This is a genomic window from Sphingomonas sp. OV641 (assembly GCF_900109205.1).
Lineage (GTDB): Bacteria > Pseudomonadota > Alphaproteobacteria > Sphingomonadales > Sphingomonadaceae > Sphingomonas.
Genome location: NZ_FNZB01000006.1, coordinates 45,322 through 67,795, shown reverse-complemented (window position 1 = coordinate 67,795; position 22,474 = coordinate 45,322). Strand labels below are relative to the sequence as shown.

Sequence of the window (22,474 nt, the reverse complement as noted above, 5' to 3'; positions counted from 1 at the left end):
TGCGTCTCACGCAATGTGCGTCGAGCAACGCCATCCGTCTCAACTAATCTGCGCCGAAAACTCCCCTCTATTGCGCGTTTGGTCGAGCATCATTGCAGGCCGCTATAGATAGCGTTCTGCCAGCGTGCCTCCGAGGGAAAGGGCGTCATCCCATAGCCGGCTGGCATTGCCGGAAGAGACGGCAGGAGTATCGGTATAGCTGAAATGGTCGCGAATGGGCACGCGTCGGAGTTCACGCAGAACGTCTTCCCGGTCGCATCCGGCGAAGCAGGTCACTAGAATTCCGCGATTGCCCTGGCGGATCGACAGGCTTGGGGTGCTGTCGGAATGCGCCGGGCAAAGGCACATGGCGGTTCTGCCGTGCCATGTGCCGCCAAGTGCGCCAACAAGATCGATGAGTTGCTGCGAAGGTCGTTCGGCTGTGAGGGCCATGATCGGCTCCTTTCACAACCTCGGCCCCCCTCCCCTTCTCCACGAACACCGTTTTAGAGGTTATCGGAGAAGCAAGACGGAACAGATCGCGCGATGGGTCGTGCGAGACGCGACTCTTTTCATGTCTCGAAAGCAGTTGTTGGAGCGAATAGTCCCGGCTCGAGCCGAATCGCCGTGGACTGAGAGGTTCCATCTCTGACGCTGTGCCCGCCAATCATCTTTGAGATGATTCGCGTTGCTGTGAATGCCCGTTGTCTGAGCTTCAAAGTCGGACAAGACTTGAGGATAAGTCCTCAAGCGGCGCGTGCTGGCGAGTGACTCATCTTGATTTTCGTCCGGGTTTATAGGCGAAATGATACACACGCGGATGGTCCGGGACTCGGGGGCAATAAGAGGGCTTGTCCCTGCGCACGCCGGGTCAGGTCACCCTATTTGACTAACCACCCTGCATTTGGCATATCTGTCCGGGATTAGGGGCCATTATGCGGTGCTTTTCACGAACCGTGGCCGGTTTGGGTTCAAAAAGGGGACATGCCCATGCTGTCGGGTCAGATTCTCGATGCGATGATTACCTCGTGCGAGAATGCCAAGACCGTGCTGCGACAGGCGGCCATTGATCCATCCGATCGCAAAACGCTGAACATTTCAATGGGGGCGACAGTCGCCGCTGAATTGCTCGGCCGAACGCCGGAAGCGCTTTCCAAGGCTGAGGCGCGCGGACGCTTGCCCGCCCCCAAGACGGCCACCAACGGACGCCGATTCTACACGGTCGAAGATTTGATCGCCATTCGCGAGAAGCTCGGCATCAAGATGGGTAAATTGCCCTCCGAGCGCGCGGTCGTCATCGCCGTGCAGAACTTCAAGGGCGGCGTCAGCAAATCGACGACGGGCAAGCATCTTGCAGATTACCTTGCGCTGCGGGGATATCGCGTTCTTGTTGTCGATTGCGATCCCCAGGCGTCGATGAGTGTTATGTTCGACGTCAATCTAGAGGCATTGGTGGACGAGACGCACACGCTCTCGAACTTCCTCTCCCCCAGAATCGACGAAGCCGATTCGCTGCGAAAGACGATCCAAAAGACCGCGTGGCCGAATATCGATATCTGCCCCGCCAACCTGGGCCTCCAGGACACCGAGTGGGAACTGACAGCAACCATCGAGGAGGGCCCTACCGCCATTGCCGGCGCGTTCCGCATGCTGAGAATTGGCCTGGAAGAGGTCCGGCACGACTATGACGTCGTTATCCTCGATCCTCCCCCTGCCATGGGCTTTTTGGGCGTGAACACGTTGACGGCCGCGGACGGCTTGCTGATCCCCGTGCCGGCTCGGCAACTCGATTATCTTTCGACAATCCACTTCATGCAGACCTGTCGCGAAGCGATGGACCTCGTCTCGAAGTTCGACACTTCGATCGACTACGGGTTCATTCGCGTCGTCTGCACCATGTTCCAGCCCAACAGGACCAACGAGGCTCAAATGCTTCAGGTCATGGAGAAGACCTACGCTGGCCAGATGCTGTCGACGCCGATACTCCTGTCGGAAGAGATCAAGAATGCCGGGTTGTCGATGTCGTCGATCTACGAAATCAACAAACCATATGGGTCGCACCAGACGTACACGCGGTGCCGTGACAACCTCAACATGGTGTTTCGCGAGATCGAAAAGGATATTTGCAAGCAGTGGCCGTCGCGTATGGCGCAGGTCGGCACCGACAGACTGACGGAGGCGGCATGAGCAGCGCAGGGGGCCGGCGTCGCAGCCTACTGGCGAATGCCATCGAAAGCATCGGCACGACCCCTGCCCCCACGTCCGTGGCCGAAGTCGCGGATGCCGAGGCGCTGGTCGATCGCGATAAGCCGGTCGACGAACCTTCGACGCCCTCATTCCTGGAGCGGCGTGGTATTGCGTTCGATGAAATCGCCCGCACGGTCAAACGTCCGACTATCCGTCTGAAGCCCTCGGAATGCTCCATCTGGCCGGGCAATGCTCGCGATCATGCGGCGCTGAGCCACGAACGCTGTGCCTCGCTCATTGATTCCATCCGCGAGGAGGGGACGAACCGCGAGCCGGTTGTGGTGCGGCGGACGCCGAACGCCGAGACCCCCTACGAGTTGATCGTCGGCACCCGCCGGCATTTCTCGGTTTCCTGGCTGAATGCCAACAACCATAGCGAAATCGAGCTCGTAGCGCGTATCGAGACGCTCGATGACGAGGCCGCTTTCCGGCTCGCCGATTTGGAAAATCGAGAGCGCGAGGACGTCACCGATTTGGAGCGTGCGCGCAATTACAGGCACGCTGTCGACGCATATTACAACGGGGTTCGCACGCAGATGGCCGATCGCTTGGCCATCGCCAAGCAGAACCTCCACAACCTCCTCCAGCTCGCGGAGTTGCCGGACGAGGTCGTGGCAGCGTTCGCCGAGCCCGGAGACCTCAAGGTCCGACACGGCATGCGGCTCTCGCCCCTGCTGAAGAACGAACAGCACCGCGACGCGATCATCGCCGCAGCTATAGCCCTCGGTGCCGAGCAACAGGCGCTGAAGGACGCTGGAAGCGACAAGATTGAGGGTATCAAGGTCTGTGAGCGCCTGGCCGCAGCCGCAGTGGCTCCCGCGGCGTCGAAGAAGCCTGTACCCCGTGCCAAGCCGGCCCTCACCGCCGCCTCGGGTCGCGAGATCGGACAGGTTCTTGCTGATACACGGGCCAAGGGAATTACGATCAACATCAACCCCAAGGGCACAGCGTCGGTCGACGAGATCCTCGAAGCGCTCCGCCCTGCCCTTGAGAGTGCGAAGTTCAGTCGAAATTGAGTAAAATCTAGTTTAACGCTTTATTTTCAATTAGTTGGCTCCCGGTAAAATGCGTTTTACCGATGCCACGGGACACGAGATGCAACAGGATCACCGCGAAGACGGTCAAGTAGACCTCTTTCTCCCTCAGCTGACTGCGCTTCCTCTTCGGGATCAGCGCGAAACGATGGAGCGACCCTTTTTCTCGCTGTCGAAGCGCAAGCGACTCAAGCCGATCGACTATGTCAGTCCGGATCGTAAGATCACCGTCCATGTCTCCGCTAATTCGGAATATGGTCTGGCGACTATCTACGACCTCGACATACTGATTTACTGCGCGTCAGTTTTGATCGAGCACAAGCGGCGAGGTGCCAACGACATCCCGCAGACGCTCCACGTCGTCCCATACGACATGCTGAAGACTCTGAAGCGCGAGGTTGGTGGACGCGCTTACGATCTTCTGGGCAATGCCCTCGACAGGCTCCAATCGACCACGGTGAAGACGAACATCCGCTCAGGAGATGCCGTCGAGACCACCTTCTCCTGGATCGACAGTCACAGCCAGCTTAAGGATCGGTCCGGAAACGTGCGGGGAATGAGAATTACCCTCGCGAAATGGTTCTACGACGGGGTGTTGATGGACGGCGGCGTGCTCGCCATCGATCCGGCTTATTTCTCGCTCACAGGCGGGCGCGAACGCTGGCTCTATCGGGTCGCGCGCAAACATGCGGGTGGGGCCGGAAGCGACGGTTTCGCCATCTCGATGCCAACGCTCTTCGAGAAATCCGGCGCGGAAGGCGATTATCGGCGCTTCAAGTTCGAGATGACCAAGATCGCTCGGGAGAACGATCTGCCAGGCTACTCCCTGGACATCGAACAGCGTGACGATGCCGAACCGCTGCTGCGCATGACCAGGCGCGATCGCGAGCCGTCCGAGGAGGGCAAGCCCTCCCCTGCCCTCGCCCAAGCCTCGCCTGCGGCCGTCAAGGAAAAGGCGCCCGAGGAACCGGCTATCTCCTTCCCCTCGAGCGGGCATATCTCGCATTCGGCATTCGGTGCGATCGCCCGCGCCAACCTGCCCAGCCCCCAACGCGACCACGGTCTCGTTGGAGACGATTTCCGGAACTTCCTCCGGCAGCGCGAGATAGCGTTCGACGCGAAGAACATCACACAGATATTCGCGACCTTTTGCGCGAAGCAGCGTCCGGTCAACTGATCGACGCCGTAGGCGCAATCCGCCAAAACGGTCTTTCAGGAACAGGGTCGAGAATGGCTCGCGCGCGCACGTCAACTTATCCGTGTGGACCGTTCCCGAAGTAACGAGCCGGGCCCCGGACCCGTCTGTATGGCGCCCCATCAAATGTGCGTGGGCTGCGAAGATCCAACCACGCGCGATCCTTTGCCAGCCTTCTTCTCGGATGAGCTTTGCCGGGCACAGCTGCGCCAGCGGGAGGATCGCCCGTTCCACCTCTCCAGGCAGCCGTCACGGTACTTAGAGAACGGCGCTTATAGGGTGGGATTTGTGATCAGATTGCCCGGATCTGATAGCTGAATCACTGACCGGCTGACGCCGGTAGGATCAAGCGGTGGGGCTGAAGCCGTCCTTGTGGGTATGTCGGTCGAGGTAACGCATGATGATGTCATCGGTGATGTTGCCGGATGTGGTCGAGAAGTAGCCGCGCTGCCAGAAGCGTTGGCCCCAATATCGTTTGCGGATGTGCTCGAATTCCTGTTGGATCTTGCGGGATGAGCGCCCCTTGGCCCGGCGCACGAAGTCGCTGACCGAGACGTGCGGCGGGATTTCGACGAACATGTGTACGTGGTCCTTCGACAGCGCGCCGTTGATGATCTTCACGCCCATCTCGGCACAGACCTGACGGATGATCTCGCGCACCCGTAGCCGAACATCGCCGATCAGCACCTTGTACCGATACTTCGGCGCCCAAACGAGATGGTAGCGATGATGGAATGTGGTGTGACAACCGGACCGATACGCCATAGCCTGTAACCTCGGGAAAAGCGGAAGCTTCACGCCTTCGGCGGCTTCCGCTTTTCCCGAGGTTACAGGCTAGCACGCGAGTCTGTGGCTGAAGCCAGTATCCGACTGAAGTCGGAGGGGTTCCTCCTTGCTAGAGGACTCTAAAGGTCAAACTGTCGACGCTCCAAAGAGGCTGGGGAGGGGAGGGGGAGTCATCCTCGCTGCTTCGATGCCGTTCCTGAAATACCGTGAATGCTTCGACTGCAAACGCCTCCGGGAGCGCTAGACATCCACAATCGGCGCCCATCGCCTGGCCAAGCCCCGTTCTCAATGTACCGTCGAGATCACTGGCCGGCTCCCGAGAAACCTCGAAACTTCGCGGTCCAGGCAGCCGAGCGGGATGCGCTCAAGGCAACAAAACGTCGAGATCATCGCCGTTTTAGGTCAGTTCCGCAGGGTCCCGTTCCTAAAAGACCGTCAATGATTCGCCCAAGGACTCGGGAGGACCGCGGAAATGCCGCTCGACTCCTCCGAACACAGGGCGGCCTCGCCTGACGCCTATAGTTCGACAACGAGCGCTGCCGGGTGTAACATGCCTGAAAGGCACGGAAAACAGCCACTTTGCGGACGAGTAAAACGCGTTTTACTCCCTTGGAGACGTCCTGTGGCCCGCGCCGTGCCCACGGTATTTCAGGAACGGGGCACGGTACATGAGGAACCGAATCACGGTTCAATGGGAACGCCCCGCAGGGTATTTCAGGAACGGCCAAACGGTATAATGGGAACGGCGCTGAACTCCCGACTCGCGCTGAATCGGCGAGTCGCGAAAGATCCATCCACAGCTTAACTTTTTATCCTATTCTCTAAAGAGATTAACACGCCTGCGGCGCTCCCTTCTTTTGAAGAATTGATTGGGAAGAAGGGGAAGGGACGATCGCCGCGCACTAAGCACGTCGTCCACCCAAAAAGCTCCGTCGCGTGCGTCGCCTCACACACCCGACCGCAGATCGACGTCGATTATCGCGGCGCCTAGACTCCTTGCAAGCCAGCCATCGCGGAGCACCTCACTACGCTCAGGTCGCCGAGGGCACCGTGACAGGAGCCATTTTCCAAGACCCGAACGAAGTCCGACCTGCACTGAGCGCCGCCAGCAGCCCGCACAGCGTGTTTCCGCTCTCGGCTATCCCCACGGCAAGCAAAGCGCCCAGAAGGCCGCTGTGGGGCCTTCCTGCCAAGCCTGATCACGAGAAGCATGCCGTTGTGGGTCAGAGAACCCGTGGACTGGACATTGCAGCTACCGCCTTCAACTATCGATAGACGATAGCCGCCGACTGCAGAGCTCGTGTTTCACCACTGGGACAAGGGGAACGAGACCGCGCTCGCCGGCAAATCAGTTCTTGCTGCATCCAGCGCTATGAATTGCGAACAGGGGAGGGGAGGCAGCTACCCCTTTGGTGAAAGGTTTGCCGGCGCACCTCGGTAGAGAGGCCCCAGCCAGCCGACGACATTCCAATCGTTCGACAGAAGGATGCTCCGGTTGATAGACCGGTTCATCAGACCGGGCGGCAAGCGAAAGATCCTCCTGCGGACTGTCGTTCACAAACTCTCGGCGCGATGCTGGAGAAGCTTGTCGATGTTCTCCATCTCGCGATCGAAGGCATCGAAGACCTCCGACAGCTCGCGGCTCGCTGGCGGGGGAGGGACCACGTTGCGCGGCCGTCCACGCTTGGGCGCTGCAAAGCCAAACTCGATGGCAAGGTCCGTGCTCAGGAACACGCGCCAGGTCCGCCGCTGGGTGATCTCCACGAGCAAGCCGCAGTCGACGGCACGGCCCAGCAGTTTGCTCGCGCCGGCAACGCTCATGCTGAGCAGCTCCGCCAGCGACTGAGGCGAGAGCAGTGGCCGGTGATGGAGGAGGGCCGCGAGCCCCGGGAGGTGGCCAGGTCGATATTCCGCGACGATCGCATGCTGGGCCGCGCGATGGAGCTTTTCCAGCTCGTGCAACCGTGCGAGGTTTGCGGTGGCGCTTGCCTCAAGGCTGCGCATGGCCGCATACCAGTCCTCGTCTCCGACAGTTCGCTTCAGCCTAAACGCCTTCACGCCGCCCACGAGGCAGGGCAGGGGAGTGGTCACCATCCCCTTGTCGCGCAGAGCGAAGGGCAGCGAGAGCCAGGGCAGGGCGGTGCTGTCGAGACGCGCATGCTGGCGGACCCGATCGAGCGCGCGGATCAGCGGCGAATGGTCCGCGGCTATCTCGATCTCGCCGATCGCGGTCGGGAGCGCGTCGCGCCAGGCGAGGGGGTCGGGATCGCGCAGCGCCGCTTCCCAGGCGGGAAAGCGATCGAACAGGTCGAGGTTGGTCGACCGCAGCGGCCGGCCGGGGATTTGCAGCCCGCAGCCCCAGGAAAATACGTCAATTTCGTCGATCTCGGCCGATTGCAGTTGCAGGGCCCGGGTGTAGCCACTCCAGGCGGCGCGGCGTGCCCAGGCCGATGCCACCGAACTAACGCAAAACCGGGCATCGAGACGCGTAATGGCGGCCGTGCAGGAGGCGATCGCGGAGACCATCTTCGCGCTGTAGGCGGGGCCGTAGCGGCTGTTCGAGAGAGGCGCGTCCACGCCGTCTTTTAACCCAGAGCTGCTCTCAGTCAAATTGGCTCGTATGCGTAGTCGTGATAATGGGAGATTATCACGACCCTATTATTATGAGAAGGACCGGGCTATGTCTCGCCGTCATGGCGAAAACGGCCCTCACCCGCAGGCAAAGCACGCCGCCCGCCGGCGCCGACGACGTCGTGGGCGAGGTCCGCGCGCTGGCTATCGACAAGGCGGCGGTCGATCCGCAGGTCATCGCGGCCGCGGCGCGGGCCTGGTCGCCGAACACGATCCGCGCGTTCCTTTCCGACATGAAGCTCTGGGATGCTTGGTGCCGGCGCACCCGAGTGCGGGCAGGGGAGGCGACCGCCGAGACCGTCGCGGCCTATGTCCGCGCGCTGTCGGGTCAGGATCATGATGAGGCGACGCGGGCGACGCCGCAGAGGGCGGCCGCGACGATCGCGCGCTATCTCGTCAATATCGGCTGGGCCTATCGCATGGCGGGGCTGGACGATCCGACCGCAGCCCCGCTCGTGCAGCTCGAGCACAAGGCGGCGCGCAAGCTTCTCGGCACCCGCCAGACGCAGGCGCGGGGTATCCGCTACAAGGGCGATGTCAGCGATCTCGACGCGCCGGCGAGCGGCGTGAGCCTCGCGGTCCTCCTCAAGGCCACGCGCCGCGATCTCCTGGGCGCGCGCGATCGCGCGCTACTGCAGGTCAACTATGATACCGGCTGCCGGCGCTCCGAACTCGCGGCGATGCGTATCGAGCATATCGACGGGCCCGACGTCGACGGGGCAGGGGTGGTCGAGATCGGCCGCAGCAAGACCGATCAGGAAGGGCAGGGGGCTCTCGCCTATCTCTCGCCCGCGACCATGCGCGCGATCGCTGAATGGTGCGACAAGGCCGGGATTGCGCGCGGGGCCCTGTTCCGGCGCGTCGAAACCTGGTTCGATGGCTCGATCCGCGGTGTGGGAGAGGAGGCGCTCAACCCCGGCACGATCACGCTCATCTACAAGCGGTTGATCCGCCAGGCATTCGACAAGAAACTGCTGGGGGCGATGAGCGAGGCCGAGCTCGAGCGCTGGGTCGCGGCCGTGTCGAGCCATTCGATCCGGGTTGGCGTGGCGCAAGACAATTTTGCGGCAGGAGAGAGCCTGCCCGCCATCATGCAGGCCTATCGCTGGCGCGATCCCAAGACGGTCATGCGCTATGGCGCGAAGCTGGCGGCCAAGAGCGGAGCGAGTGCGCGTCTCGCGAAGCGTTTCGGCGGTGAATGACAGGTTTTAGCTGTCCGCGTTTGGACAGTCGCAAACCGATGACCTGGCGCGGTTGGGCAGTGAGCGACACCGACATGCCTCAACGACCGAAGAAGCGAGCTCGCCGTCGGGCCGGCCCTAGCGCGCACCGATGGGGGCGAAGCCGCCGACCGGCGGGAACGCCTGTGCGCACTGCGACGTTCTTCTCGTCAGCGCGAGCATGCGTGACTGAACCTCTCCGGCTCGAAACCAAATCCCAAAGTGGAGGGCGGCATGGCCCGCATGTCGAGCGATTTCTTCGTCCAGCGCCTCAAGGATTGGGGCGTGAGCCGAATCTACGGCTATTCTGGCGATGGCATCAATGGCGTGCTGGGGGCGCTCCAGCGCGCCGAGAAGGAAGGCTCGGGCATCGAGTTCATCCAGGTCCGCCACGAGGAGATGGCGGCCTTCATGGCGACGGCGCATGCGAAATTCACCGGCGAGCTCGGCGTCTGCCTGTCGACCGGCGGTCCGGGCGCGACCCACCTGATCACCGGGCTCTATGACGCCAAGCTCGACCATGTCCCGGTCCTCGCGATCGCGGGCCAGGCCGAGAGCACCGTGCGCGGTGCAAGCTATCAGCAGGAGCTCAATCTCGACCGACTGTTTGCCGACGTCGCCGCCTATGTGCAGGAGGCGAGCGCGCCGGCGCAGGTCCGCCATGTGACCGATCGCGCGATCCGGATCGCGGTCGCGGGCAACGCGGTCTCAACCATCGTGCTGCCCAAGGACATACAGGATACGAAATATGAGGAGCCGGGCCAGGCGCACGGCTTCACCCGCTCGGGCACCGGCTATGCACATCCGATCGTCGTCCCGCAGCCCGCCGATCTCGCGCGCGCGGCGGAGGTACTGAATGCAGGCGCCAAGGTCGCTATCCTGATTGGGGCGGGAGCCCGCGGCGCGTCGGCCGTGGTGACCGAGGTCGCCGACCTGCTTGGCGCCGGCGTCGCCAAAGCGTTGCTCGGCAAGGATGTCCTGCCTGACGATCTGCCGTTCGTGACCGGGGCGATCGGCTTGCTCGGGACCAAGCCATCGTCCGACCTCATGCGCGAGTGCGACACGCTTCTGCTGATCGGCACGGGCTTTCCCTGGGCCGAGTTCCTGCCGAAAGACGGGCAGGCGAGGGCCGTGCAGGTCGACATCGACGCATCGATGCTGGGGCTGCGCTACCCCGTCGAGGTCAACCTGCATGGAGATGCGGCCGAAACGCTGAAAGCGCTGATCCCGCTGCTCCAGCGCAAGGATGATCGCAGTTGGCGCGAAGGCATCGAGAAGGCGACTGCGCAGTGGTGGCAGACGCTCGAGGAACGCGCCATGGCGGAAGCAAAGCCCGTCAATCCCCAGCGCGTGGTCTGGGAAATGTCGCCGCGTCTGCCCGCCGACGCGATCGTCACCTCGGATTCGGGCTCATGCGCCAACTGGTACGCGCGCGACTATCGCGTGAAGGTCGGGCAGCGTGCCTCTCTCTCGGGCGGTTTAGCCTCTATGGGCGCTGCGGTTCCCTATGCGATCGCGGCCAAGTTTGCTTATCCTGATCGGCCCGTCGTGGCGCTGGTCGGCGACGGCGCAATGCAGATGAACAATCTGGCCGAACTCATCACCGTCCAGAAATATTGGAAGCAGTGGCGCGATCCGCGCTTCATCGTCTGCGTCTTCAACAACGGCGATCTCAACGAGGTCACGTGGGAACAGCGGGTGATGGAAGGCAATCCGCGTTTCCCGACGACGCAGGATATTCCGGACGTCCCCTACGCGCGCTTCGCGGAATTGCTGGGGCTTGGCGGCATCTACGTCGATGATCCATCCGCGCTTGGGCCGGCGTGGGAAGTTGCGCTCTCCGCCGATCGCCCGACGCTCATCGAGGTGAAGACCGATCCCGAGGTCGTGCCGTTTCCACCGCAACTGACGCTCGAGCAGGCCAAGGGTCTGATGAGTTCGATGGTGATGGGAGACAAGGGCCTGGGCACGATGATCGCCGACACGGCGCGCCAGCTCCTGGTAACTAATGCGCGATTCAGCGGTTAATGGACCGTCAGCATCTTGCTGCTAGGTGGTCGGCATGCCCCAAGCGACACTTCAGGCCTGGCTTTCACTCTATGCCGCGGTCGGCGTCATGGTGGCGCTGTGCGCTGTCCTCGCGATGATAAAGACCGCCTACGATTATCGTCTGGGAACTAGCAAACTCCCAACTGCGACCGTCCTCGATAAGGTACTCGTTGCACCCCGGTTGTGGATACGTTGGCAGATCAACTATCTGCTCGGCGCGCCGGCGATCCTCGGAATTGCGATCTATTACGCGCACTACCTCGGGTTCGATACTCTTGTAGATGTGTAAGCGAGTAACTGGACCCCCCTGCCCCGGAATTCCTGTCGACCCACTGCCAAACCGGCGGTCTGAATCGATGCTGTCCTGAACGATCCGGTGCTCCACCCTCGAGTGATCGCTGCGACATAGTCCATCGTCTCGCGAAACGGCGGAATACGGCGCATCGATCGAACGCGTCCTGGACCTGCATTGTACGCGGCCAAGGCTAGATCGACCCGCTTGAACTCATCCAGATGCGCGCGGAGGTATCTGGCCCCTCCCCTCAGGTTCGACAACGGATCTCTCGAATTGAAAACCCCAAGTCCACGCGCTGTACCGGGCATCAATTGGGTAAGGCCAACGGCGCCCTTCGGTGATACGATCAATGGGTCATAGCGGCTTTCCTGGGCCACCAGTGCATCGAAAAGCCCGACTGGCACACCAGCTTCGCACGCCACGGCCTGGATCAAGGGGTAATATTGAGCCCGCCGAGCTTCGAGCCAGCCTGGAAAATCGCCGCGTGGACGGTAGGGTGTGATTGAGCAAGCCTGTGGGGTGTAGAGATAACTTGCCATATCGGACATCGCTGCCCGGCCAGCTCCCCCCGAAACCTGGCCAGTCTGCATCCAAAGGGGCACCGATATATGCGACGTGCTTATTGCCTCCTCTTGGGGTTCCATTACGGGGCTGCCGAATGATCTGAAGTCATTGCCTAAAACGGCTTCCATGTTTGGTACTGGCGGCGTTCCGTCTGTTGGCATACCCCGCATTCTCGGGCCCACATCGATGACGGCTTCAACTGCCTGCCCATCAAATGTCATTACCTCGGCCTGCTTAGCTGCCGATGTTTGCGCCCATAGCAGTGCCATAACACTACCCACTACGCATAAGCTCGAGTTCGATCGCGTGTTCATCGATCATTGAACATCATGTTTCGATCAACCGCACAACGTGGAAAAAAATTCCACTATCTCCCAGTGCTTGATCCAGACTAGGTCAGGCAAACCCCCGTGGGTAGCAGCTAGCTCACAGATACCTGCTGGTTGGGTATCAGCTAGCTATCACATAGGTAGCGGTTGCCAAACTGCTAGAGAGCGGCTAGCTATCCAGTCGTTCGAACTATCACAGGATCGGTCATGGCTGCTGTCGTAGCATTCGTCTCACAAAAAGGCGGTGTAGGAAAAAGCACCTTGGCAAGAGCCCTTGCTCGCGAGGCGGCGGCAGGCGAACTGCGGGTTAAAATCGCCGATCTCGATACTCAACAGGGCACTTCGGTCGATTGGCACCGAGCACGCCTTGGCATCTCCATCGAGCCGATTGTGTCGGTTGAGGCATTCAAAACCGCGTCTCAGGCCCTGGCCGCTGCAGACGGCTTCGATCTGCTTATCATCGACGGCCCCGCTCGGACCAGCAAAGCTACACTTGAAATTGCACGGTCATCGTCACTCGTGGTTCAACCCACCGGCGCATCCTTGGACGATCTCAGGCCTGCCGTCCGCGAATACCATGCCCTTGTTAAGGAGGGTATCCCGACTGGACGGCTCGTTTTTGCGCTCAACCGCATTGGAACTTCGGCTGAAGAAAATGACGCGCGGGCGTATTTGACCGAAGCGGGGTATAATGTCCTCGACGGTTCGATCGTGGAACGACCAGCATACCGGCAAGCGCAGAACCAAGGCCTGTCAATTACCGAAACCAAATTCTCCGGCCTTAACCAGCGTGCTGATACTCTGATCCAATCCCTAATCGACAAAGTAGCGGGGTGAATGATGGCCGATATCTCGAAGCTAAAGAAGGCTACTCGTTTGGGTTCACCCCCACCAATCAATGAGGCGAGCCAGAATTTGGATGCACCCGAAGTAGCCCCCGCCCCTCCGGCTGCACCGCTGATAACCGCAACCCGCATTGATGCCCGCAGTTCGCGCAAGACTAACCGCACTCAACAATTTGCGACTAGGGTCACACCCGAATGGGACAATCGAATCCGCGAAATAGCTCAACGTGAGGGTCTGCTTCTTACAGAAGTGCTCGAGAAGGCACTCGACGCTTATGAGAAACTGCTAGCTCAAAGGTAGCTAGCCGCTAGATACCAGCCATCTCAACGCTAGATAGCGGAGGTCTAACTGCTAACACGGGGATCTTCCGCTAGCTGCTAGCCAGCAGCTACTGAGTCACCTAGGAAGAGAGAGAAGGGGGTCAGAGGCAGCGAGAAAGGATCGGTCATGCCCCTCGTTGCGCTAAAACCCACCCAGACCATCGTGGACATCGTCGGCGCCCTCGGCGGCACCTGGCACGGCTACAACGCCATGTGCCGTTGCCCGGCCCACGCCGACAGCGATCCCAGCCTCTCGATCCGGCAGGGCCATGACGGCATCCTCGTTCACTGCTTCGCCGGCTGCACCGCCGAGGACGTGCTCCGCGAGATCGCGCGCATCAGACCCGGACGCACCTACGACCCACCCGCTGAACAGCGCACCGGCAGACCCGCCAACATCGAACGGCTGTGGAACGAGGGGTTGCCGATCGCCGGAACGCCCGCGGAAGCCTATCTCCGCTTTCGCGGCATCACCGGCGCCTTCGACGACCTGAGCTACCACCCGCGCTGTCCGTGGGGACCGAAACCGCATACCCGGTTCCTCCCGGCGCTGCTGATCGCGGCGCGGGAGGGGCGCACGCTGCGCTCGATTCAGCGCATCTTCCTCGACCTCGCGCATGGCGGCTATCTCGACAAGGCGACGCTCGGCACGCCGGGAGGTGCGACCTGGCAGGGCATGCGCGTCACCGACACATTGGCGCTTGGTGAGGGGTTCGAGACCTCGGCCGCCTTCACCCAGATCCACGGCATCCCGTGCTGGGCGACGCTCGGCGCGGCGCGGCTCGACCGTGTCCACATCCCCGATAGCGTCACCACGCTGATCTTCGCCGAGGACAATGACTTCGAGGGCCGACGCGCACGACGCAAGGCGTGGGCCGCCTATCGGCCGCGCGGGCTGACGCTGAAGCGGATACCGCCACCCTCACGTTATGGCGACTGGGCCGACGTCGTGAAACCCGGAGCCTGAGAGGGAAGGGGGGTCGGGGTCGTGAGCTGCACGAGCAGCCACAGACCCGGAGACCCCCATGACCGACCTGTTCGACCCTGCGCCCGCGCGCGCCGACCATGCCACCGCTGCCGCCCGCCTGCTGCTCCCCGCGATCGCCGGCGACGCGAAGATCACCCGAGCGATGCTCAACGACGCGATGATCCGCGCCTATGGCGGCACCGACGCCGATGGTCACTGGACCCAGCGCGAGAGCTTCGAGGTGCTGGAGCATGCGACCGCGCTGGCGGTATGCGCAGCAGGCACCACGCCGGCGGTCGACGCCGCGATCGGGCTTATGGCGCGCCTTCCTACCCAGACCGTGCGCAGCGAGGAGCAGATCGACTGGCAGCAATTCTCGACCCCGCTCGATCTCGCCACGATCACGGTCATGCTCGCGAACGCACGCGCGGATGACATCGTACTCGAACCGAGCGCCGGCAACGGTCTCCTGGTAGCGGGCCTCCCGCCGATCGCGGCGCTCCAGCTCAACGAGATCGATCCCGCGCGCCGCGAGCGGCTGTCGGCCACCTTCCCGAAAGCCAGCGTTACCGGCCACGACGGCGCGCAGATCGCCAGCGTCATGGCATCCGCGGAGCGCCCCAGCCTCATCCTGATGAACCCGCCCTTCTCGCGCTCGCTCGGCCGCGGTGCCGACGCGCTCGCTGCGGTCCGCCACCTGCAGGCGGCGATCAAGCGTGTGCGGCCTGGCGGGCGCGTCGTCGCGATCATGCCCGACTGGTTCTTCAACTCCGCGCGCATGGGCACGATCTGGTCGACGACGCTGGCGAGCGTCGCGCTGCGCACCTCGATCCGGCTGACCCATGCCTATGGCAAGCACGGCACCGGAGTCGCGGTGCGACTCTATGTCATCGACAAGACGGTGGGTGATACCACGACGGTCACGCTCCAGCGCGGCGCCGTAAGCGACCTGGTCGAGGCGCTGGTCATCCCGCCCCGGCAGGATCTGATCCCGGAGGCCGCCACTCCGGCGCCGGTCAAGCGGGGCGGGGGGCTGTCCCTCCTGCGCAGCGTGAGATCGAAGCCCGCTGCCACCCCGCGCATCTTCCGCGCTCTCGCCAGGAACGAGGTTCTCCCGGTCGGCTACCAGGTACTCGAGACGCCGGCGCCACTCGCCGAGCAGTCCGGCGTCTATCTGCCCTATCGGCCGAGCCGTATCGTGTTCGACGCTGCCGGCGAGCATCCGACCGCGCTGGTGGAATCGATCGCGATGGGCTCGATCCCCGCGCCGATCCCCGTCCATGTTCCGTCGCTGCCCGAACGCACCGTCACCGAACGCCTCCTGTCCTCCTCGCAGCTCGAGACCGTCGTTTACGCCGGCCATGCCTGGACCCAGTATATCCCGGGCCTGAGCAAGCCAGACAAGGAGGGCGTGGGGCTGGTGCTCTCCGACGACGGACGCGCGTACCGCAAGGGCTATTTCCTGGGCGACGGCACCGGGGCAGGGAAGGGGCGGCAGGTCGCGGCCGTCATCCTCGACAACTGGCTGGCGGGTCGTCGCAAGAACATCTGGATCAGCAAGAACGAGGCGCTCCATGCCGACGCGATCCGCGACTGGACCGCGCTCGGCGGTCTCGCGGCCGATGTGCAGCCGCTCTCGCGCTGGAAGATCGACGAGCCCGTCACGATGGACGAGGGCGTCCTGTTCGTGACCTATCCGACGCTGCGCTCCAACCGCGGCGACGCCACCCGGCTCGATCAAATCATCGCCTGGGCCGGTGCCGACTTCGACGGCGTCATCGCGTTCGACGAGGCGCATGAGATGGGCGGCGTCGCGGGTGGCGAAGGGTCGATGGGCACCAAGAAGGGCTCGCAGCAGGGCATCGCCGGCGTTCTCCTGCAGAACCACCTGCCCGACGCCCGCGTGCTCTACGCCTCGGCGACCGGCGCGTCGGAGGTGAACAACCTCGCCTATGCCGTGCGGCTCGGCCTGTGGGGGCCGGAGACCGCCTTCGCCAACCGCGAGGCGTTCATCACCCAGATCCGGCAGGGCGGGATCGCGGCGATGGAACTGGTCGCGCGCGATCTCAAGGCGACCGGCCTCTACACCGCGCGCGCGCTGAGCTTCGCCGGGGTCGAATATGACATCCTCCGCCACGAGCTGACGCCTGAACAGATCGCGGTGTACGACACCTATGCCGATGCCTGGGCGATCATCCATCGCGGCCTTGAAAAGGCGCTCGAACTCACCGGCGTCGTCGACGGCAACGAGGGCAAGACGCTCAACTCGGGCGCGAAGGCCGCGGCGCGCTCGCGGTTCGAAAGCTGCAAGCAGCGGTTCTTCGGGGCGCTCCTCCTGTCAGCGAAGCTCCCGACCGTCATCGCGGCGATCGAACAGCATCTGGCGGCCGATCAGTCGGTCGTGCTGCAGCTGGTCAGCACCGCCGAGGCGATCCTCGACCGCCGCCTGGGCGAACTGTCGCCCGACGAGCGCGCCGACCTCGACATCGATCTCTCCCCGCGCGAGTACATCTAATGTTGAGCTCAACATTACACGGCTTCTTTGCAGTCGCAGTTTATGTCGAGCGTGGTGGCGGGAGGCGCAGGTTTCCTTCGGTTTTCCATGATTTCACTCCAGATAATATGAGTGCCAGGGGGTTGTCCGGAGCCGGGCTAGGCCCGCCTTCGAACGTCGGTGAGCATCGTGATCAGGGCATCGGATGGCGGCTTGAAGCGCCCGGGCTTGATGGCAGGAGCGCCGTGCGCCGCGAGAATCTGCAGCTTCTCCTCGGGATCGGCGCGCAAATAGGTCTCGGTGCTCTGGATGCTGGCATGGCCGAGCCACAATGCGACTTTGCGAATGTCCCCTGTCGCCGCGAGCGTGTGCATTGCGCAGGAATGGCGCAGCACGTGCGGTGTCACGCGCTTTCCAAGGATCGACGGCTGCTTCGTTGCCGCGGTCTTGACGTGCTCGGCCAAACGGAACGCAAACCCGTCGCGTGTCATCGGCTGCCCGTTGGCATTGAGGAATATCTCGGCGACCTCGGCTTCGGGGCGGATCGCAAGCCACGCGCGCAATGCGAACTGGGTCTCCTTCCAGAGCGGGAGGACCCGTTCACGCCGACCCTTGCCCAAGATGTGCACGGTCGAAAGCGAGCGGTCCGGGAAATCGCGCAGTTGTAGCGTTACGAGTTCCGACACCCTCAGCCCGCCAGCATAGGCCAGATGCAGCATTGCGCGATCGCGGGTGCCGAGGCGTGTCCGGGGATCCGGGGCGTCGAGCAAAGCCTTGATCTCTGCCCGGTCGAGGTAGTCGATCAGCGCCTTGTCGGTCTTCTTGGTAGGGATCGATCTGACGCGAAGGGCCTGATCTAGGCAGGCCGGAATACGATACTCGATGTAGCGGAAGAAGGACCGGATCGCGGCGAGCCTGCCATTGCGGGTCCGAACACAGCTGCCGCGACCGTTCTCGACATGGTCAAGGAAGGCCATGATCATGTCGGTGCCGAGATCCTCGATCTCGAGATCGGTCGGCCGACGCTTCAGCCGATCGGCAGCGAACTGGACCAGGAGGACGAAGCAATTGGCATAGGTCTTCACCGTGTGCGGACTGACAGCACGTTCGCGCGGCAGATGTTCGCGCAGGTAGATCGAGAGATGCGGAGCGAGTGCCGTCATGCCGCTTCTCCCCGGTAAAGTTGCTCGCTGGCGGCAGCAATATCGCGCAGCAGCACCGGAGTGGCCTCGAGATACCAATAGGTGTTGGCGACCGACGCATGCCCCAGATATACGCTGAGTCCGGCCACGTGGTGTGCGATGGCTTCCCTGTCGCGCGGACAGGACTCAAGGGAACGCACGGCGAAAGTGTGCCGCAGGTCGTGTAACCGCATCCCGGCCGTTCCGGTCGGTCCGCGGTATCCGAGCTGCCGGGCCAGCCTGACGAACACCACGTGGGCGCGCACCTTGTGTGGTGCCCTCCCCCGAATGGTCACGAACAGGTCATTGCCCGTAGCGCCAAGCCTTGCCCGGGTGGCGAGATATGCTTCGAGCGCCTGACGGGTCGATGGCTGCAGGGTAATCAGCCGCTGCTTGCCGAACTTGCCGTTGCGGACGATCAGGCCATCCTCGACCAGATCGTTGCATTGAAGAGCGAGGGCCTCGGAAATCCGGAGACCTGTCGCCGCCAGCAGGCCGAACAGATAATGATACGTGTACGGGCTGATCGTGCCTTGGGGCGCAACGTCCAATACCGCGGTCATGATCGCCCGGACCTGTTCCGGTTCGATGATGGTCGGGGTCGGGCGTGGCCGCTTGCCCCGACCGAAGACGCCCGCAGGCGGAACCTCGTGAGCTGGATCCTCAGCATGAGCGAAAAGGCTGAAGTTACGTACGGCGTCGAACCTATGGCGGGCCACGTTCTGCGAGCTTGCCGTGTGGCACCAGTCGTAAATGCGCTGCACTTGGGTGTGCCGGTCACCGGCGCGGCCGGCGAAATCGGCGTATTGGCGCAGCAAGCGTTCCTGTTCGGAGAACTTCCGTCCCAAGCTGCGATGGAGCGAGACGTATCTGGAAATGTGCATGTTCAGCATGACGGTTCTCCCGGCCATGGCTGCGCGATCTTCATGAGCATCGGCAGATCGACCTTGGCGTAGATGGCAGTGGTCTCAGGCGAGCTGTGACGCAGGATGGTCCCAACGGACTCCAGGCCTGCGCCCGCGCGCAGCAGGTTGGTGGCAAGCGAATGCCGGAATATGTGCGACCCGGTCGGCACTCCTTCGATCCCACCGCGGTCGCGCGTTCGAGCGACGATGCCCGCGATCTCGGCGGACGAGCGGAATGGCCGAAACGGTGCTTGTGCACGCAGGAACAGATGCTCTTCGGCGGCCTCCGGGCGGGCTGCCGCAAGATATGCCAAGATCGCGTCGCCGACATCCTGCGGCAATGGCAGACGGTCCGGTCGACGCGTCTTGCCCTTGACCGTCAGGTGGCCGGACCGCCAGTCGATGTCGTCGAGACGCATGTCCTGAACATCGGCAGCCCTCAGGCCGAGCCTGGCGAGCAGGAGAATGATGGCCTTGTCCCGGACTTCTACCGGACGATCTGTCGGGCAGGCCGCAATGATCCTCTCGATCGTTGCCGGGTCGACGTGGCGCGGCAGCGTCGAAAGGCGGTAGCGCTGCACTGATGGAACTGCATGCAACAATGCAGGCCGGCACTCGCCACGCACGACCAGAAACCGGATGTAGCTCCTCATTATCGTGACGAGCAGCGATGCCGAGCCCGGCGTCTCCTTGCTTCGTCGTTGAAATGCGCTCCTGAGTTCGGCGGCATCCCATTGCGAAGGCTCGCCCAGCATCGGCATGAGCCGTCTGATATCGGTCCGGTAGCGCCGGATCGTCTCATCGGTGGCGCCGCGATGTTGCTTGAGCCACGTGAGGTAAGCCGACATGTGCGGGTCATCGTCAGCCACCGATTCAACCGATGGGATGACACCGCGGCCTCGCAGGAACTCGACGAAGTGCCGTGCGCATCGCCGCCGCCGCTTCGTGCCCGTGGCGACCAGCTTGCCGCGCTTGCGCCATACCGGGCATCGGCAATCATGCGCAGCGTACTGGTCGATGATCGTGTCGTCGATATCGATCCATTGGCGTCGCGTAATGCGAAGCCAGGCCATGAAATGCTCGGCCTCGGACCGATAGGCCTGCACGGGTCCCTCGGCGAGTTGCAGGCGGCCGATCGCATCGGAATAGTCGGCGAGGTGCCGTGGCAGATCGTCGATCCCGTCGTCGACTTCGACGTAGCCTTGATCTTCGAGGAACCGGACGAAGCGCCTGACCCTTGCTGCTTGGTCAGCCTTGTAGTGCGCTTGCTGCGCCGAATACCGGTGGCACCGGCACCGATGCTTCTCGAACCGCCGGACAACCTGATCGTCAATCGTGCGGATCGCGGTCCTATGCCGCTCCAGCCAATGCAGGAAATGGCGGACCGCCGCGCCATACAGAACCGCACAGCCTGACTTCTCGTCGAGGGACAGAGAGGAGAGGAATGCGGTGAGAAGAGCGCCGTGACTGGGCGGGTCTTCGACCCTGAGCGGGGCAGTCCGAAACGGCAGTGATGATCGTGTTCGCATGTTGGCTCCTTCGACTTGCTGAGGTCGACGGAACCGTAGTTATCTGGAGTGAAATCATGGAAAACCGAAGGAAACCTGCGCCTCCCGCCGCCACGCTCGACATAAACTGCGACTGCAAAGAAGCCGTGATCGACTATCTGACGCGGGCATTCCCGGTCCAGCAGATGACCTTCTTCCGCGATGACACCGGCGAGGTGCGCTCGCGACCGCTGTTCGACGAGAGCGGCCACCCGGTCACCAACCCCGAAGCCGAAGCCGAGCGCGACAATCTGGTCGAGCAGCTTTGCGCGCTGCCGCCGATCGCGGCCGTGCTCGATGCCATCATCACCCGGTTCGGCACCGAGATGGTCGCCGAGGTGACGGGGCGCACCAAGCGCCTCATCACGGTGAGCGGGGGAGGGCAGAAGCTCGAATCGCGCTCGGCCCGCGCCACGCAGGCCGATTCCGCCGCCTTCATGGAAGGCACCAAGCGCATCCTGGTCTTCTCCGACGCCGGCGGGACCGGGCGGTCTTATCATGCCAGCCTCGATGCGAAGAACCAGCAGCAACGCGCGCATCTGCTCCTGGAGCCGGGCTGGAGGGCCGATCGCGCGATCCAGGGCCTGGGACGTACCCACCGCACGCATCAGGCCTGCTCGCCCCTGTTCCGGCCCGTCACGACCGACTGCAAGGGCGAACTCAGGTTCACCTCGACCATCGCGCGGCGTCTAGACAGCCTCGGCGCTCTGACGCGCGGCCAGCGCCAGACCGGGGGGCAGAATCTGTTCGACCCGGCCGATAATCTCGAAAGCGACTACGCCAAGGCGGCGCTCATCAGCTGGTATCACCTGCTCGTCGCGGGGAAGCTGACCAGCACCAACCTCACCGATTTCCAGCATCGCACCGGCCTGGAACTGCTCGATACCGACGGCGTGTTGAAGGAGGATCTCCCGCCCATCCAGCGCTGGCTCAACCGGTTGCTGGCGCTGCCGATCGGGCTCCAGAACTGCATCTTTGACGAATTCCTGGCGCTGGTCGAGGCACGGGTCGCGGCCGCGCGCGAGGCGGGGACACTCGATGTCGGCGTCGAGACGATGACGGTCGAGACCGCGACCGTGCTCGACGATACGATCCTGCGCACCGACCCGGTCAGCAAGGCGACCTCGCACCTGCTGACGATCGAGGTGACCCGGCGCCGCAACCCCATGTCGCTCGAGCGCGTGCTGCGCATCGCCGATACCGACCAGACCGCCGTGTTCGTGCGCAACGGCAAGTCGGGCAAGGTCGCGCTGCGCACCAACGCGCGCTCCTGGCTGACCGAGGACGGGGTGGCGGTGTCGCGCATCGAACTGATGCGTCCGACCCGGCACGAATATCTCGCACTCGACGATCTCTACGAGACGGCCTGGGAGGAATGCAGCCGCGCACGGTTCGAGGCGGAATGGTCGGCCGAGGTCGACGAGATCCGCGGCAAGCTCGACGTCGAGACGATCCGGCTCGCGACCGGCCTTCTGCTGCCGATCTGGTCGGCGCTGCCGAGCGACCATCTCGTGGTCAACCGCGTGGTCGATGCCGAGGGTCGCTCCTGGCTCGGGCGCATGGTGTTCCCGGGCGACGTGCCGGCGCTGTTCTCGAAGATGGGCCTCGACAGCAACGACGTGCTCAGCCCGGCCGAGGTCGCGCGCGCCGCGATGGAGGGCGGGACGGTCACGATCCGGCGACCGTTCGTGTGCGAGGTGAAGCGCGTACGCGTCAACGCCAAGCCGCGCATCGAGATCAGCGGCGCACCGGCCGACCAGCTCGCGTGGCTCAAGTCGATCGGCTGCTTCACAGAGATCATCGCCTACAAGACGCGCGTCTTCATCCCCGTCGAGACGGCCGATGCGGTTCTCGCAAAGCTGATGGCCTGACCGGCACGATAACA

The 22,474-nt window shown here is 63.0% G+C and carries 16 protein-coding genes and 1 pseudogene; 10 read left to right on the top strand and 7 right to left on the bottom strand.

Features of this window, described 5'->3' with window-relative positions; translation table 11 throughout:
• Positions 1 to 105: 105 nt before the first annotated feature.
• Positions 106 to 432 (bottom strand): annotated as a pseudogene (locus BMX36_RS18390) (virulence-associated protein E); the annotation flags it as partial.
• 537 nt (positions 433 to 969) lie between these two features.
• On the opposite strand from BMX36_RS18390, the gene BMX36_RS18385 reads away from it, so the two are divergent.
• From BMX36_RS18385 to BMX36_RS18375, 3 genes are all read left to right on the top strand, one after another.
• Entirely contained in the window at positions 970 to 2,166 is a 1,197-nt protein-coding gene (locus BMX36_RS18385) for an AAA family ATPase (protein ID WP_029623213.1), read from the top strand.
• Positions 2,163 to 3,242 (top strand): ParB/RepB/Spo0J family partition protein, encoded by a 1,080-nt coding sequence (locus tag BMX36_RS18380; protein ID WP_010408848.1) that lies wholly within the window; start codon positions 2,163 to 2,165, stop codon positions 3,240 to 3,242. Before BMX36_RS18385 ends, BMX36_RS18380 begins: the two co-directional genes overlap by 4 nt.
• A gap of 79 nt (positions 3,243 to 3,321) precedes the next feature.
• Entirely contained in the window at positions 3,322 to 4,437 is a 1,116-nt protein-coding gene (locus BMX36_RS18375; RefSeq protein WP_029623214.1) for a replication initiator protein A, read from the top strand.
• A 363-nt stretch (positions 4,438 to 4,800) separates the two neighbouring features.
• Here BMX36_RS18375 and tnpA read toward each other — a convergent pair whose 3' ends face one another.
• Both tnpA and BMX36_RS18365 read right to left on the bottom strand, forming a co-directional pair.
• Entirely contained in the window at positions 4,801 to 5,220 is a 420-nt protein-coding gene (gene tnpA / locus BMX36_RS18370; protein WP_010408862.1) for an IS200/IS605 family transposase, read from the bottom strand.
• Positions 5,221 to 6,795: 1,575 nt separating this feature from the next.
• On the bottom strand, positions 6,796 to 7,851 hold the full coding sequence (locus tag BMX36_RS18365) for a hypothetical protein (RefSeq protein WP_325065499.1): 1,056 nt from the start codon (positions 7,849 to 7,851) through the stop codon (positions 6,796 to 6,798).
• 83 nt (positions 7,852 to 7,934) lie between these two features.
• On the opposite strand from BMX36_RS18365, the gene BMX36_RS18360 reads away from it, so the two are divergent.
• From BMX36_RS18360 to BMX36_RS18350, 3 genes are all read left to right on the top strand, one after another.
• Positions 7,935 to 9,074, top strand: coding sequence for a tyrosine-type recombinase/integrase (locus BMX36_RS18360; RefSeq protein WP_010408866.1), 1,140 nt, complete (start codon positions 7,935 to 7,937; stop codon positions 9,072 to 9,074).
• Between the two features lie 252 nt (positions 9,075 to 9,326).
• Positions 9,327 to 11,120 carry a thiamine pyrophosphate-requiring protein gene (locus tag BMX36_RS18355; RefSeq protein WP_037447408.1) on the top strand — a complete coding sequence of 598 codons (1,794 nt, stop codon included), beginning with the start codon at positions 9,327 to 9,329 and terminating at the stop codon, positions 11,118 to 11,120.
• Positions 11,121 to 11,154: 34 nt separating this feature from the next.
• A complete protein-coding gene (locus BMX36_RS18350) occupies positions 11,155 to 11,430 on the top strand; it encodes a hypothetical protein (RefSeq protein WP_093067886.1) in 276 nt (91 codons plus the stop codon).
• On the opposite strand, the gene BMX36_RS21820 is transcribed toward BMX36_RS18350, so the two are convergent.
• Positions 11,397 to 11,975 carry a lytic transglycosylase domain-containing protein gene (locus BMX36_RS21820; protein ID WP_079247005.1) on the bottom strand — a complete coding sequence of 193 codons (579 nt, stop codon included), beginning with the start codon at positions 11,973 to 11,975 and terminating at the stop codon, positions 11,397 to 11,399. The two genes, BMX36_RS18350 and BMX36_RS21820, sit on opposite strands and share 34 nt — an antisense overlap.
• Before the next feature lie 561 nt (positions 11,976 to 12,536).
• Here BMX36_RS21820 and BMX36_RS18340 point away from each other — a divergent pair.
• The 3 genes from BMX36_RS18340 to BMX36_RS18325 all read left to right on the top strand — a co-directional run bounded on the left by BMX36_RS18340 (position 12,537) and on the right by BMX36_RS18325 (position 16,977).
• Positions 12,537 to 13,166 carry a ParA family protein gene (locus BMX36_RS18340; RefSeq protein WP_029623217.1) on the top strand — a complete coding sequence of 210 codons (630 nt, stop codon included), beginning with the start codon at positions 12,537 to 12,539 and terminating at the stop codon, positions 13,164 to 13,166.
• Positions 13,167 to 13,622: 456 nt separating this feature from the next.
• Positions 13,623 to 14,462, top strand: a complete 840-nt coding sequence (locus tag BMX36_RS18330; RefSeq protein WP_037447391.1) for a DUF7146 domain-containing protein — start codon at positions 13,623 to 13,625, stop codon at positions 14,460 to 14,462.
• Between the two features lie 58 nt (positions 14,463 to 14,520).
• Complete coding sequence (locus BMX36_RS18325) at positions 14,521 to 16,977, top strand: strawberry notch family protein (RefSeq protein WP_024310636.1); 2,457 nt, start codon at positions 14,521 to 14,523, stop codon at positions 16,975 to 16,977.
• A 137-nt stretch (positions 16,978 to 17,114) separates the two neighbouring features.
• Here the strand turns inward: BMX36_RS18325 and BMX36_RS18320 are convergent, their stop codons facing one another.
• Genes BMX36_RS18320 through BMX36_RS18310 form a run of 3 tightly spaced genes read right to left on the bottom strand, consistent with a single transcriptional unit; the run spans position 17,115 to position 20,571 of the window.
• On the bottom strand, positions 17,115 to 18,119 hold the full coding sequence (locus BMX36_RS18320; RefSeq protein ID WP_093067882.1) for a tyrosine-type recombinase/integrase: 1,005 nt from the start codon (positions 18,117 to 18,119) through the stop codon (positions 17,115 to 17,117).
• Positions 18,116 to 19,030: a tyrosine-type recombinase/integrase gene (locus BMX36_RS18315; protein WP_093067879.1), complete on the bottom strand. Its 915-nt coding sequence runs from the start codon at positions 19,028 to 19,030 to the stop codon at positions 18,116 to 18,118. Before BMX36_RS18315 ends, BMX36_RS18320 begins: the two co-directional genes overlap by 4 nt.
• Positions 19,024 to 20,571 carry a tyrosine-type recombinase/integrase gene (locus tag BMX36_RS18310; protein ID WP_093067876.1) on the bottom strand — a complete coding sequence of 516 codons (1,548 nt, stop codon included), beginning with the start codon at positions 20,569 to 20,571 and terminating at the stop codon, positions 19,024 to 19,026. Before BMX36_RS18310 ends, BMX36_RS18315 begins: the two co-directional genes overlap by 7 nt.
• A gap of 164 nt (positions 20,572 to 20,735) precedes the next feature.
• Here BMX36_RS18310 and BMX36_RS18305 point away from each other — a divergent pair, with 164 nt between their 5' ends.
• Positions 20,736 to 22,460 (top strand): strawberry notch C-terminal domain-containing protein, encoded by a 1,725-nt coding sequence (locus tag BMX36_RS18305; protein WP_050811008.1) that lies wholly within the window; start codon positions 20,736 to 20,738, stop codon positions 22,458 to 22,460.
• Positions 22,461 to 22,474: the final 14 nt, after the last annotated feature.